This is a genomic window from Pseudomonas sp. S3_A09 (genome assembly GCF_054668065.1).
This window is the reverse complement of record NZ_CP162752.1, coordinates 4,112,216-4,125,765: the sequence shown is the minus strand read 5'-3', so window position 1 is coordinate 4,125,765 and position 13,550 is coordinate 4,112,216. Positions and strand designations below refer to the sequence as shown.

General features: G+C 60.9%; 14 protein-coding genes and 1 pseudogene. 6 read left to right on the top strand and 9 right to left on the bottom strand.

Annotated features, from left to right (window positions below; translation table 11 throughout):
- The first annotated feature begins 26 nt into the window (after nt 1-26).
- The 3 genes from AB4N92_RS19190 to AB4N92_RS19180 all read left to right on the top strand — a co-directional run bounded on the left by AB4N92_RS19190 (nt 27) and on the right by AB4N92_RS19180 (nt 2,138).
- Entirely contained in the window at nt 27-920 is an 894-nt protein-coding gene (locus AB4N92_RS19190; RefSeq protein WP_236267569.1) for a LysR family transcriptional regulator, read from the top strand.
- A gap of 207 nt (nt 921-1,127) precedes the next feature.
- The gene (locus tag AB4N92_RS19185) at nt 1,128-1,628 is read left to right on the top strand and encodes a methylated-DNA--[protein]-cysteine S-methyltransferase (RefSeq protein ID WP_183701316.1); all 501 of its coding nucleotides are present in this window, start codon (nt 1,128-1,130) and stop codon (nt 1,626-1,628) included.
- Nucleotides 1,629-1,712: 84 nt separating this feature from the next.
- Nucleotides 1,713-2,138 (top strand): low affinity iron permease family protein, encoded by a 426-nt coding sequence (locus AB4N92_RS19180; RefSeq protein WP_010212258.1) that lies wholly within the window; start codon nt 1,713-1,715, stop codon nt 2,136-2,138.
- 56 nt (nt 2,139-2,194) lie between these two features.
- Here AB4N92_RS19180 and AB4N92_RS19175 read toward each other — a convergent pair whose 3' ends face one another.
- Nucleotides 2,195-2,722 carry a DUF4142 domain-containing protein gene (locus AB4N92_RS19175; protein ID WP_005785958.1) on the bottom strand — a complete coding sequence of 176 codons (528 nt, stop codon included), beginning with the start codon at nt 2,720-2,722 and terminating at the stop codon, nt 2,195-2,197.
- A gap of 204 nt (nt 2,723-2,926) precedes the next feature.
- Nucleotides 2,927-3,842: pseudogene (locus AB4N92_RS19170) on the bottom strand (LysR family transcriptional regulator).
- Nucleotides 3,843-3,919: 77 nt separating this feature from the next.
- Here AB4N92_RS19170 and AB4N92_RS19165 point away from each other — a divergent pair.
- Nucleotides 3,920-4,408, top strand: a complete 489-nt coding sequence (locus AB4N92_RS19165) for a DMT family transporter (RefSeq protein WP_010212261.1) — start codon at nt 3,920-3,922, stop codon at nt 4,406-4,408.
- On the opposite strand, the gene AB4N92_RS19160 is transcribed toward AB4N92_RS19165, so the two are convergent.
- The 6 genes from AB4N92_RS19160 to yiaY all read right to left on the bottom strand — a co-directional run bounded on the left by AB4N92_RS19160 (nt 4,409) and on the right by yiaY (nt 10,843).
- Nucleotides 4,409-5,740: an MFS transporter gene (locus AB4N92_RS19160; protein ID WP_236267568.1), complete on the bottom strand. Its 1,332-nt coding sequence runs from the start codon at nt 5,738-5,740 to the stop codon at nt 4,409-4,411.
- A gap of 59 nt (nt 5,741-5,799) precedes the next feature.
- On the bottom strand, nt 5,800-6,741 hold the full coding sequence (locus tag AB4N92_RS19155; protein ID WP_236267567.1) for a hydroxymethylglutaryl-CoA lyase: 942 nt from the start codon (nt 6,739-6,741) through the stop codon (nt 5,800-5,802).
- The gene (locus tag AB4N92_RS19150; protein ID WP_047541425.1) at nt 6,738-7,931 is read right to left on the bottom strand and encodes a CaiB/BaiF CoA transferase family protein; all 1,194 of its coding nucleotides are present in this window, start codon (nt 7,929-7,931) and stop codon (nt 6,738-6,740) included. Before AB4N92_RS19150 ends, AB4N92_RS19155 begins: the two co-directional genes overlap by 4 nt.
- Before the next feature lie 89 nt (nt 7,932-8,020).
- Nucleotides 8,021-8,929 carry a LysR family transcriptional regulator gene (locus AB4N92_RS19145; protein ID WP_010212267.1) on the bottom strand — a complete coding sequence of 303 codons (909 nt, stop codon included), beginning with the start codon at nt 8,927-8,929 and terminating at the stop codon, nt 8,021-8,023.
- Nucleotides 8,929-9,603 carry an NAD(P)H-binding protein gene (locus AB4N92_RS19140; RefSeq protein WP_047541424.1) on the bottom strand — a complete coding sequence of 225 codons (675 nt, stop codon included), beginning with the start codon at nt 9,601-9,603 and terminating at the stop codon, nt 8,929-8,931. The genes AB4N92_RS19145 and AB4N92_RS19140 overlap by 1 nt, the downstream gene beginning before the upstream one ends.
- Nucleotides 9,604-9,694: 91 nt before the next feature.
- A complete protein-coding gene (gene yiaY, locus AB4N92_RS19135; RefSeq protein WP_010212271.1) occupies nt 9,695-10,843 on the bottom strand; it encodes an L-threonine dehydrogenase in 1,149 nt (382 codons plus the stop codon).
- A 123-nt stretch (nt 10,844-10,966) separates the two neighbouring features.
- On the opposite strand from yiaY, the gene AB4N92_RS19130 reads away from it, so the two are divergent.
- Nucleotides 10,967-11,983: a DUF4917 family protein gene (locus AB4N92_RS19130; RefSeq protein ID WP_010212273.1), complete on the top strand. Its 1,017-nt coding sequence runs from the start codon at nt 10,967-10,969 to the stop codon at nt 11,981-11,983.
- A gap of 139 nt (nt 11,984-12,122) precedes the next feature.
- Here AB4N92_RS19130 and AB4N92_RS19125 read toward each other — a convergent pair whose 3' ends face one another.
- Nucleotides 12,123-12,650: a helix-turn-helix domain-containing protein gene (locus AB4N92_RS19125; RefSeq protein ID WP_010212274.1), complete on the bottom strand. Its 528-nt coding sequence runs from the start codon at nt 12,648-12,650 to the stop codon at nt 12,123-12,125.
- A 105-nt stretch (nt 12,651-12,755) separates the two neighbouring features.
- On the opposite strand from AB4N92_RS19125, the gene AB4N92_RS19120 reads away from it, so the two are divergent.
- Nucleotides 12,756-13,538, top strand: a complete 783-nt coding sequence (locus tag AB4N92_RS19120) for an aldolase (protein ID WP_010212275.1) — start codon at nt 12,756-12,758, stop codon at nt 13,536-13,538.
- Nucleotides 13,539-13,550: the final 12 nt, after the last annotated feature.

Sequence of the window (13,550 nt, the reverse complement as noted above, 5' to 3'; positions counted from 1 at the left end):
GGACCGATCAATACCCAAGGATCAGGATGCTCGACCTACGCAAGCTGCGTTACTTTCTGACGGTCGCCGAAGAGTTGCACTTCGGCCGCGCCGCCATTCGCCTGCACCTGGCGCAGCCGCCGCTGACACGGCAGATATCGGCGCTGGAGACCGAGTTGGGCTTCAAGCTATTCGATCGCACCAGCCGCACGGTCAGCCTTACCGCGCAAGGCCGGTCGTTCCTGCCCTACGCCCGCGGCGTGCTGGAGCAGGTGGAATTGGCGCAAGTGATCGCGGGCAAACTGGCGGCGGGCACCGCAGGGCAGCTAACGTTGGGTTATGTGAGTTCGATTGCCCTGTCGGACCTGTTCAGCCAGGCGATCCAGGCGTTTGCCCAGCGCTTTCCCGATGTGCAGTTGACGCTGGTGGAATGCGCCTCCGGCAGCCTGGGCGCGCAAGTGGCGGATGGGCGGCTGGATCTCGGTTTGAGTCGCTTGTTGCCGCAAGACGACGCGGTGCAAGCGCTGTCGCTGGGCGAAGAACGGCTGGTGGCCGCCGTGTCCAGTGAAAGCCCGTTGGCGCTCCAGCCAAGCGTCAACCTGGCGCAGCTCAGTGCCTACCCGTTGATTCTGTTTCCTGCAGATTATGGATCGGGGCTCAACCAGTCCATCGAACAGCTTTATCGGCATCACGGCCAGCCTTTACGCCTTGGACCGACCGGGCGGCAGATCACGTCGATCATTGCGCTGGTGGCTGCCGGACAAGGTGTGGCGTTGGTGCCGGAATGTACCCAGAGCCTGATGAATAAGGGCGTGACGTACAGGCCGTTGGTGGAAGTGGACGCCTGTGCCCAGTTGTTGGTGTTGACCCGGACTGCAACAAAAAGTGTGCTGGTTGATGCGTTCCTCGCCGTCATTGCGCAGCCCCTGCACATGCGGTAACTCGATCGCAACACCTCTCCCGGACGCCATTCCTATGCGCTCACACATGCCAACTACCGCCGCCCCAAAAAGACCGGTCATCGACCCTTATCCAGCGTTCTCGGAATGGCTCGACTGGCGGCGCTGAATTTGACCGCAAGAAACGTAGTTTGCCCATAGGGCCGCCGGTCTAGACTCCCCCTACACCCACCTTCAGGAGCCCTGATCATGGCCTACGAATACAAGCTCATGCCCTCCCCTGTCGGCCAGCTCACCCTGGTGGCGCGCAACGATAAACTCGGCGCCATCCTGTGGGCTACCGAGCGCGCCAACCGTGTGCGTCTGGGCGACTTGTACGAAGCGCCTGAAAGCCCGGTGCTGTTGGAAACCGAATGCCAGTTGCAGGAATACTTCGCGGGTACCCGCACACATTTCGAGCTGGAACTGGACTTCGCCGGCACCGACTTCCAGAAACAGGTCTGGCAGGCGTTGCTGACCATTCCCTTCGGCGAAACCCGCAGCTACAGCCAGATCGCCCAGCAGATCGGCAACCCCAAAGCCGTACGCGCTGTGGGGGCGGCCAATGGGCGTAACCCCATCTCGATCATTGCGCCGTGCCATCGGGTCATTGGCGCATCGGGCGGGTTGACCGGCTTTGCGGGCGGGTTGGAAGCCAAGCAGTATTTATTGGCGCTGGAAGGGACAGGCCAGGCCGAACTGGTGTTCTAAAAACGCGGATCAAATGTAAAAAGAAATTTCAAAGCCACCGTGCGGTCCATTATTTCATCACCCCCTTACAAAGGAAAAACGGTCATGAAATTCTCCGCAGTCTCTCAATCCCTGTCCCGTTGGGCCGGCAGCCCGCGCACGTTTTACGCGGCAGTGGCGTTGATCCTGGCATGGAGTCTGAGCGGGCCGTATTTCCACTACAACGACACGTGGCAACTGATCATCAATACCTCAACCACCATCATCACGTTCCTGATGGTGTTCCTGATCCAGAACACGCAGAACCGCGACAACGACATCCTGCATATCAAGATCGATGAACTGCTACGTGTGTCCAAGGATGCGCAGAACGCCGTACTCAGCCTGGATGGACTGGATCGCAAGGAACTGGAAAAACTGCGCCAGGAATACCGCAGCATCGGCAACGCGGGCACGGTGAGTCTGAACAGCAGTTGCGGTCATGCTGCCGACGATGCGGCACCGATCAAAACCGATTTGAACCAGGCATGAAAAAACGGCGGTTGGAACAGGTCCAACCGCCGTTTTTTTTACTTCAGGTCATGGCTTCAACCGTCGCCTTGATGACCTTTACCGTAAGTCGATGCCAAGGCGCGAGCCTTTTGCAGACGCTCTTCCAACTTGGGCAGCGTCTCATCCACCAGGGCTTTTATTTCCGGTACATCCGACGCTGCACCTTCCTTCTTGAACAGGGCGATGGCGTCTTCGTTTTCCTTGACCTGTTGCGCGGTATAGGCCGCATCAAAGGAGTCGCCGTCCTTGAGTTCGGGCATCAGGGTTTCGGCTTTGTCGACGATCTTTTCCCGAGGCGCCACCGGCAGGTCAAGCTTCTTCGCGATAGCCGCCAGGTGCTGGTTGGCCAGGGTGCGTTCGTTGATCACCTCGATGGTGTAATCCTTGATCTCCTGGGACGAGGTCTTGGCGTGAGCCATGCGACTGGTTTCGATATCGGCCATCCCTTTGGCCGAAGCCTGCTCGATGAATTCAGCAGGCGACTGGGCGAAGGCATTGCTGGCGCCGAGGCCCAGCAGCATCGCGAAACTGGCGGTGCGTAACCGGATAGCCATGCGGCTCATGATGGGTTCCTCCAGGCTAAAAATAAGGGCGGGGGAACACACCCCGCCCTCAATTCGAATTTTCAGGGCGGCAAAGGTTTAGAAAAAACTCGCCAGTGCGACGAACGGTCATCGTCAAATCCAGCGGGCTTGTTGCCAAAAGAGCCCCGGCAGTGGGAGGTAGGCGAGGTGGGTGAAGCCGCAGCGCAGGGTGTTGTTGTCCTGTCAGCAGTGGCCTTCGGACAATACACCCTGCACCTGCCCAATCAACCACTGCAACCCCGAATCCCCACCCCGCCGTGCATGCCACGCCAGCTCAAATGCAAACGAAGGGATATGAAACGGCGCGGGCACCGCCAGCAAGTGCTGGTGATCAATATTCAGCAGGCCACGGGACGATACGGTAAGGATCAGGTCGGTGCCTTGAATCAGTTGCGGCGCTACACCCCAGTGCGGCAGGCTGATCGCCACATGCCGACGTTCCCGAATCGTTGTCAGTGCCCGCTCGATTTCCGGGGTGCCACTGCCGCGCATTTCCAGCAATACATGGGGGCGTGACAGGTAGGTCGGCAGATCCAGTGTGCCGCTTGCCGGCAGGCTATCGCGGTCCACAAGGCACGTAGTGCTCTTCAAACAACGGCGTAGTCCGCAGTTCGGCAGGCATATCGGGAAAAACACCCGCCGCCAAGTCGAGGTCGCCATTGAGCACCCCGTCCACCATGCCCTCACGACTGGCCTGGATGATTTGCAGATCGATACCCGGCGCTTCGCGGCGCAGCGTTCGCACCAGGTCGGGTAGGAAAATCGCCGCACTGTAATCGGACATCGCCACCCGAAACCTGCGCTTGGCCGACGCCGGGTCAAAGCGGTTCGGCGCCAGCAACGCCTGTACCTGGCCGAGCGCTTCTGTCAGCGGCGGGGCCAACTCCAGCGCGCGAGCAGTCGGCACCAGACTGCCACCTTGGCGTACCAGCAGCGGGTCACCCAGCAGGTCACGCAAGCGTGCCAACGCGTGACTGACCGCCGGTTGGCTCAGGTGCAAGCGCTCAGCCGCACGGGTGACGTGTTGCTCGCTGAGCAAGGCGTCGAGGATCACCAGCAGGTTGAGGTCAATGCGGCGCAGATCATTCATCAGCTGCATGCTCTGCATAAGAAATTGGAATTTAAATTTGCGCGACGAATAGCCTAGAGTCCAGCAAAACCTCTGGGAGATTCGACATGACAACGTTGCATTGGGTGGGTTTATTCGCGCTGGCGGTCATCGCGGGGGCGGTGGTGCCGTTTCAGAGTGCGATAAACGCCAACCTCGGGCGCGGGCTTGGTCACCCGCTGTGGGCCACGCTGGCGTCGTTGCTGGTGAGCATCATCGTGTTGCTGCCGGTGATTCTGGCGCTGCGCCTCCCGCTGCCGAGCCTGGCGTTTATCAGCAAGGCACCGCTGTGGATGTGGGCCGGTGGCGCGTTTGGCGTGTGTTTTATTTCCCTGGCGTTGATGCTGTTGCCCAAGCTTGGCGCCTCGGGGTTTATCGCACTGGCCATGGCCGGGCAGATTCTGGCGTCGCTGGTGCTGGATCACTTCGGTCTGTTCGGCCTGGTGGAACGCCAACTGACAACGCCCCGCGTACTGGGGGCGTTGTTGTTGATCGGCGGCGTGGTGTTGATTCAGTTCAGTGCCACACCTGCCCGGGCGTTGGCAACCGCAGGCTGATCAACCCTTATCGAGGGTGCGCAGTTTCTGCGGCAGGCCCCACAGCAGCAATGCTGCCGCCAACAGCGCACACACGCCAATCACGTACAGAGCGGGTGTGGTACTGCCGGTGAGGTCCTTGATGCGCCCCACCATCACCGGGCTGACAATGCCACCGAATTGCCCGAGGGTGTTGATCACCGCAATACCGCCCGCCGCGCCTGCACCGGCACCGGCCAGCAACTTGGGCGGCAGCGTCCAGAAGGTCGGGATCGAGGCGATGATGCCCGCGCCCAGCATGCCCAGGGCAATGATCAGGAAGGTGGTGTGGTCGGCAAAAATGCCAGCACTGAAGAAGCCCACTGCCCCGAGCACCACCAGGCCGCAGACGAACTTGCGGCGCTCACCCGTAGCATCCGACAGCCGCCCGATCACTACCATGCTGATGGCGCCACACACATAAGGAATCGCCGTGAGCAGGCCGATCATCACCGGGCTCTGGGTGCCCGCGCTGCGGATCAACTGCGGCGCCCAGAAGTTGAGGCCGTAGGATGCCACCTGGATCAGGAAGTAGATGAAGCCGAGCATCAGGAACCCTGGAATACGGATTGCCGACAACAGCGAGCCACCGTGCTGGTTCGGCTCATGCTTGGCGATGCGGCTCGACAGCAGGGTCTTCTCCGCCGCCGTCAACCAGTGGGCGTCTTCGATGCGATCCTTGAGCAGCGTCAGCACCAGAAACCCCAGGCCGATGCATGGCAAGCCGCCGAGCAGGAACAACCAGTGCCAGCCGCGCATCTGCAACACACCGTCGAGGTGTTCCAGCACCAGGCCGGAGAACGGTGCGCCCACCAGGCCCGCAAACGCCGACGCCAGGAACAGCATCGAGGTGATGCGTCCTCGGAAATGCTGCGGGAACCACAGGGTCAGGTAATACAGCACACCCGGCGCGAACCCCGCCTCCATCGCGCCGATCAGAAAGCGCAGCGCATAGAACTGCCACTCAGCCGTGACAAACACCATGGCCGCCGTCGCCAGGCCCCACGACATCATGATCCGTGCAATCCAGCGCCGGGCGCCGACCTTGTACAGCATCATGTTGCTCGGCACTTCAAAGATCACATACCCCACCACGAACAGCCCGGCCCCCAGGCCATAGGCGGTGTCGCTCAGGCTCAGGTCCGCCTGCAGTTGGAACTTGGCAAAGCTGATGTTGATCCGGTCAAAAAACGCGAACAGGTAGCACACCATGATCAGCGGCATCAGGCGCCAGGCGACCTTGCTGACCAGGGCTTTTTCGGCATCGATTTCAGCGGCCGGGCGCGCGCCGACCTCCAACGTATTAGTGCTCATGGTTTCTCTCCAGCGGGCTGCTCACAGGCGCCCGATTGTTTTTGTTGTCTGGTGCGGCGTTACAGCGTGGCGATGTACGCCGGGGGTGGATGCAGGTCGCAATTGCGTCCGGCCTTGGCTAACTGGCCGGGCAACTCGTGTCCAAGCAAAGCGGGTAGACGGCGGGACATATTCAGCAGGTGCGGCAGGTCGATACCGGTGTGAATCCCGACTTCATCACACAGGTTCACCAGGTCTTCGGTGCAGATATTGCCCGACGCCCCCGGCGCAAACGGGCAGCCACCCAAGCCACCCAGCGCCGCGTCAAAACGACGGGCGCCGGCCTCATAGGCGGCCAGCACATTGCACAGGCCCAGGCCGCGGGTGTTGTGGAAATGCAGGGTCAGATCACTGGCGGACACGCGCTCCAGCACGCGTTTGACCAAGCGTTCCACTTGGCGCGGGTTGGCCATGCCAGTCGTGTCCGCGAGGCTGATGCCCCGGATACCCAGTGCTTGATACGCCTCGACAATCTGCAACACGCGGTCTTCATCGATCTTGCCTTCGAACGGGCAACCGAAGGTGGTAGCGATGCTGGCGTTGAGCCTCACCGGGAAGTCGCCGGCAAAACTGACGATGTCACCAAACGCCGCCAACGACGCCTCGCAGCGCATGCGCATATTGGCCAGGTTGTGGGTCTGGCTGGCGGACATCACCAGGTTCAGTTCATCGGCGCAAGACTCAATGGCACGCTGCGCGCCCTTGAGGTTGGGGATCAGCGCCACGTAGATCACACCGGCCTTGCGCTCAATGCCCTGAAACACTTGCTCACCATCGCGCAACGCCGGAATGGCCTTGGGCGAGACGAACGAACCCGCCTCGATCCGCGAAAAACCGGCGAGGGATAGCTGGTCGATGAGGGCGATCTTGTCGGCCGTCTCGACCCAGGTCGGCTCGATCTGCAGGCCGTCGCGCGGCGACACTTCCTGCACGATCAGCGCGTCGCAGTAGTCGGAAATCATTGCACCACTCCCGCGGTTTTCAGGCGTTGGATATCGGCGCCGGTGAGGCCCAGGCTACCGAGAATATCGTCGGTGTGCTGGCCCAACGTCGGGCCCTGCCAATTCACGCCGCCAGGGGTTTCCGAGAGCTTGGGGACGATGCCGGGCATCTTCACCGACACACCGCCGGGCAGTTCGGCATTGAGCAACATGTCACGCGCCTGGTAGTGCGGGTCGCTGACGATATCGGCTACGGAGTAGATACGCCCGGCCGGTACTTCAGCGGCCTCCAGAGCGCTGAGCACTTGCTCGATGGGCAGGCTGCTGGTCCAGTGCGTGATCGCGGCGTCGAGTAACCCACTCTTGGCGGCCCGACCATCGTTGTGGGCGAATTCAGGCGCTTCGGCCAGATCGGCACGGCCAATGGTGGTCATCAACCGCTTGTAGATCGGATCACTGTTGCCGGCGATCACCACGTAGGCACCGTCGGCCGTCAGGTAGGTGTTGGACGGTGCAATGCCCGGCAAGGCGCCGCCGCTGCGTTCGCGCACATGGCCGAGCATGTCGTATTCCGGCACCAGGCTTTCCATCAGGTTGAACACACTTTCGGCCAGCGACACATCGACAATCTGCCCGTCGCCCTGCCCCGTCTTGACCCGCAGCAACGACATCAGTGCGCCAATCACACCGTGCAACGAAGCCAGCGAATCCCCCAGGCTCACGCCCACTCGCGCTGGCGGCGAATCCGGATTGCCGGTGGTGTAGCGAATCCCGCCCATGGCCTCGCCAATCGCACCAAAGCCCGGACGGTCACGATAAGGGCCGGTCTGGCCGTAGCCGGAGATGCGCACCAGGGTCAACTTGGGGTTGAGGGCATGCAACACGTCCCAGCCGAGGCCGAGTTTCTCCAGGCCGCCGGGGCGCAGGTTTTCGATGAGGACGTCGGCGTCGCCGAGCAATTGCTTGATCAGGTCCAAGCCTTCCGGCGACTTGAGGTCCAGCGCCAGCGACTTCTTGTTGCGCGATTGCAGGTACCACCACAGCGAGGTGCCTTCGTGCAGCTTTCGCCATTTGCGAAGCGGATCGCCTTGGCCCATGGCTTCGATCTTGATCACCTCGGCACCAAACTCGGCCATCATCCGGGCGGCGAACGGCGCGGCAATCAAGGTGCCGATCTCGACCACCTTGATACCGCTCAGGGGAGCCGTCATGGGGTGTACCTCTTATTCTTGGAATGTGACGCCAAGACTAGAGGCCAGAGGCCGGAGAAATCCAACCGTCAGTTGGCAAGGAGCGTTCGCTAAACGCGAACACTCAGATAATCGAACAGCAGCCGGCTGACCGGCGACAACTGCGCCTCATCGCGCACTACCAGGATCAGGCTGCGATCCGACCAGTCGTCCGTCAGCGGCACGGCATGCAAACCCAAGGCACGCCCAAACAGTTCGTACGCTTTCTGCGGCAGGATGCCGATGCCCATATTCGCCTGGACCATCCGGCACATCGCATCGAACCCCGGCACATGTATGCGCAGGCGCAGCATCTTGCCCGCCTCGCGTGCGGCGGCGTGGGTGCGCATATTGATCGAGCTGGCAGCGTGCAGGCCCACGTAATCACTGTCCAGGGTGTCGGCAAATGCCAGGTTTTTGCGCGCCGCCAATGGGTGATCCGCCGGCATCAGCACCACCAGTTTGTCGTGGCGATAGGTCACGCTGGGCAGGCCTTTGGTATCGGTGTCACTGGAGCAGATGCCCAGGTCCGCCACGCCATCCAGCACGCCTTGCACCACGCCATTGCTGGGGCGTTCCTCCAGGTCGGTTTTCACTTCGGGATGCCGTTCGGAAAAATCCCGCAGGTCTTCCGGAAGAAACTGAATGATTGCCGACAGGTTGGCCAGCATCCGCACATAACCGCGCACGCCATGGCTGTGCTCGCCCAGCTCCAGGCCCATCTTCTCGACGTTGAACAGCATCTGCCGCGCATGGTGCAACAGCGTTTCGCCGGCCGCCGTCAGGTCCATGCCCTTGGCCCGTCGCACGAACAGACTGACGCCCAGCACCTGCTCAAGCTCCATCAGCCGCTTGCTGGCGGCCGACACGGCAATGGCTTCACGGTTGGCGGCGCGGGTCAGCGTACCTTCCTCAAACACCGCAACGAACAGCTGCAGCGTGATCAAGTCCAGCCGACGCACCAGGCTCTTGTGCAACATCAGCGACGCTCGCTGGCCAGCCGATTGATCTCGGCCTGCTCCACCACCGGCTGCGGCGCACCTTGGCTTGCCACCTGCAACATCGCCCGGCCCACCGTCTCGGTGCTCACGACCCAACCCGGCTTCAGCCGCCGCACCAACGACAACAACGGCCCAAGCACTGAGTAGAAGGTCTGGTACAACGGCGTCTTCGAACGCACGCCATGCAACGGCTGGATCACTCCCGGCCGAAACAGATACACGGCCTTGAACGGCAGGCGCAGCAACGCGTTCTCGGTCTTGCCCTTGATCCGCGCCCACATCGACTTGCCCGCCTCGGAGCTATCCGTACCGGCGCCGGACACATAGATAAATGTCATCTGCGGATTGAGCCGCGCCAGCGTACTGGCGGCGACCAGGGTGAGGTCATAGGTGAGTTGGGTGTACTGGGTTTCATTCATCCCCGCCGACGAAACGCCGAGGCAGAAGAAACACGCATCAAAGCCTTGCAGCAGATTTTCCAGGGGCTGGAAATCCAGCATGTCGCTGTGCAACACCTGATGCAGCTTACCGTGCTCCTGGGTCAAGGGCGTGCGGACGACGGCGACGACTTCCTGCACGTCGGCGGCCAACAGGCACTCGCGTAGCACGCCCTGGCCGACCATGCCGGTGGCACCGAATAACAGAACTCTCATAAAGGGACCTCAGCGGCAAGCCGCAAGCATCAAGCTCAAGTTGAATGCATTCGGCTTGTAGCTTAACGCCTGCAGCTTAAGGCTGCCCCTATCAAAACGCGCTGCGGAAGATCTCCTCAATCTGACGTTGATCCGCCCGCCGAGGGTTGGTCAGCCCGCAGGCATCCTTCAGTGCGTTGGTCGCCAGCAATGGAATGTCCTGCAACTTGGCACCCAGCTCGCGCAATCCGGCGGGAATCTCAACGTCATGGGCCAGGCTACGAATCGCGGCGATGGCGGCCTGGGCGCCCTCTTCGTCGCTGAAACCCTTGACGTCGGCGCCCAAAGCCCGGCCTACGTCGCTCAGGCGTTTGGCGCTGACGCTGGCGTTGAAGCTTTGCACGTGGGGCAGCAACACCGCGTTGCACACGCCGTGCGGCAGGTCGTAGAAACCGCCCAACTGGTGCGCCATGGCGTGCACAAAACCCAGGGACGCGTTGTTGAAGGCCATGCCGGCGAGGAATTGCGCATAGGCCATATTTTCCCGCGCGGCTTTGTCGCTGCCATCGCGTACCGCCAGGCGCAGGTTGGCGCTGATCAGTTCGATGGCCTTGATCGCGCAAGCGTCGGTGATCGGATTGGCGGCGGTGGACACGTAGGCTTCGATGGCATGAGTCAGCGCGTCCATGCCGGTGGCGGCGGTGAGGCCCTTGGGCATGCCGACCATCAGGCTCGGGTCGTTGACCGACAGCAGCGGCGTGACGTTGCGGTCGACGATGGCCATTTTCACATGGCGGGTTTCGTCGGTAATGATGCAGAAACGGGTCATCTCGCTGGCGGTGCCGGCGGTGGTGTTGATGGCCACCAGGGGCAGTTGCGGTTTGCTGGACTGGTCGACGCCTTCGTAGTCGCCGATATGCCCGCCGTTGGTCGCGCACAGGGCGATACCCTTGGCACAGTCATGGGGTGAGCCGCCGCCCAGGGACACCACGAAATCACAGGCGCTTTCCTGCAACAGGGTCAGGCCTTTTTCGACGTTTTCAACGTTGGGGTTGGGCTTGGCGCCATCGTAGATCACCGAGTCGATGTCCTGCATCGCCAGTTTCTCGGCGATCATGCTCGCAACGCCCGCCTTGGCCAGGCCGGCGTCAGTGACGATCAGCGCCTTGCGAAAACCATAGTTGCGGATGGCGATCATGGCTTCGTCGAGGCAGTCGGTGCCCATGATGTTGACGGCGGGGATGAAGAAGGTGCTGCTCATGGCGAATCCTCAGAGGCTTTATACCTACAGCATCAACCTGCGCCCTCTGCGGCATCTTGATCAGGATCAACGTCGACCCGTGATAAAGTCACCGCTCAGCCGATTTCGAGTAGACCCGCCGCAATGAAGGATTTCCAGGATATTGACGCCCACCTTGAAGACTGGAGCGCAGTGCGCAGCAGCACCGACTTCAGCGGGATTCTGATCGGCAATGGCGCGAGCCGTACGATTTGGGAAGACTTTGCCTACGACTCGCTGTTCGAAAACGCCCGTACAGTCGAAGAAAAACCCCTCAGCCAATCCGAACTCAGCGTGTTCGACGCCCTGCAAACCCGCAGCTTCGAGCAAGCCCTGGGCGCGTTGAAGACCACCAGCCGGGTCAACAAAGCCCTGGCCGTCAGCTCAGCGGCGCCGCGCAATCGTTATTACGCGATCAAGGAAGCCTTGATCAATACCATCCACGCGGTGCATATCCCGTGGCGCCTGGTGCAGCCGTCGACGCTGGCGACGATCAACGATGAACTGAAGCATTACGCCACCGTGTTCACCAGCAACTACGACTTGCTCAACTATTGGGCGATCCTGCACACACCAGGCATCGACGACCTGTTCCGCAGCGCCGACGCCAGCTTCGACCTGCGCAATACCCGCACCGATACCACGCGTATCCTCTACCTGCACGGCGGCCTGCACCTGGTGCGCAACCTCGATGGCACCGCACGCAAATTGCCGACCACCGACAGCACCTTGCTCAGCAGTTTTGCGATCAACAACACGATCAAGACCCTTGATGATGTGCCGCTGTTCGTCAGTGAGGGCAAGGTGGAAGAGAAGCTCAAGACCATCCGCAGTTCGGATTATTTGTCGTTCTGCTATGAGCAGTTGCTGAGCCACGAAGGGGCGCTGTGCATCTTCGGGCATGAGTTGGGCCCACAGGATAAACACCTGGTGGATGCGATTCGCCAGGCCAACGTGACGACGCTGGCGATCTCGGTGTCGGGGCGCAGTGATGGGTTCATCCGCCAGCAGAAGCGGCGGTATTCGGAATTGTTCGATGGGACTGGCGTGGCACTGAAGTTCTTTGCGGCGCGGACGCATCCATTGGGTCATCCTGCGCTGTCAGTGCCTGTCGAACGCTGATTTTTTGTGCGACTTCGATCCATTGTGGGAGCTGGCTTGCCTGCGATACAGGCACCTCCGTCTGTCAGCTGAATCGAGGTGATGCTATCGCAGGCAAGCCCACTCCCACATTGACCGCGTTCACAAGGCCAGCGCGACGTCAGTCTTCCGCGCTGTGCACCACCACCAGCAATTGCGCCTGCACATCCCCCACCGAACGCAGCCGATGGGGCTTCTGCGCATTGAAGTGCAGCGCATCGCCACGCTCCAGGATCACCCGTTCGTTCATGAAATCCACCTCCACCTGGCCTTCGTGCACAAACAGAAACTCTTCCCCCAGATGCTCCTTGAAGGTCTTGTCGGTGAACTCCGCCGGCGGATAGATGATGAACGGCAGCAGGCTGCGTTCACTGACCTGATGGGCCAGCACCGCATAACCGGGTGACGTGTCAGGCCGTTCATGGCTGCGCACCAGGCTGTAGCTGTCGAGGCTGACGCTGTCTTCGCTGAACAGCTCTTCGACCTTCACGTTCAGCGCCTTGGCCAGCTTCAGCGCGGCGGCAATCGAAGGCGTGTTGAGCCCGCGCTCCACCTTGGACAGGTAACTCTTGGTCATCCCGGACTTTTCAGCCAGGGCTTCCAAAGTAACACCAAGTTTTTTTCTCAATAATTTCAAACGGATAGACATGCGCTGCGATTTATCCATGCAGTAAGCGATGAGCTGTGCTTGCTAATGACACAAAGTGTCATATAGCATCATTAGTGTCATTAGCAGCCACCCAGGACACCCGATATGGCCAAGACATTAGCACTCCCAAAAGACCAACTGGTCAAGCAAGCACTCGTCCAGATGCAAAACACCCTGGCAGATAATACGTGGACTGACCGGCAAAAGCTGGCGCTCACTTGCCGCATCCTGTTCGAGAACGGCCACGACTCTGGCCTCGCCGGGCAGATCACCGCGCGCGGGCCGGAACAGGGCACCTATTACACTCAGCAATTGGGCCTGGGTTTTGATGAGATCACCGCCAGCAACCTGTTGCTGGTAAACGAGGATCTTGAAGTACTGGAAGGCCACGGCATCCCCAACCCCGCCAACCGTTTTCACAGCTGGGTCTACCGTGGGCGGCCGGACGTAAACTGCATCATCCACACCCACCCCACCCATATCGCCGCGCTGTCGATGCTGGAAGTGCCGCTGCAGGTGTCCCATATGGACCTTTGCCCGCTGTACGAAGACTGCGCCTTCCTGGAGGCTTGGCCGGGCGTACCGGTGGGCAATGAAGAAGGCGAAATCATTACCACGGCACTGGGTGACAAACGCGCGATCCTGCTTTCGCACCACGGTCAGTTGTCCACCGGGGCGAGCATCGAGGAGGCCTGCGTGATCGCGCAGTTGATCGAGCGCGCGGCCAAATTGCAGTTGCTGGCGATGTCGGCCGGCACCATCAAGCCGATCCTGCCGGAGCTGGGACGCGAGGCCCACGACTGGATCTCCCGACCCAAGCGCCATGGCGCCGCGTTCAACTACTACGCCCGGCAGAACCTGCGTCAACACGCCGATTGCCTGAACTGAATTGCCCTTTTC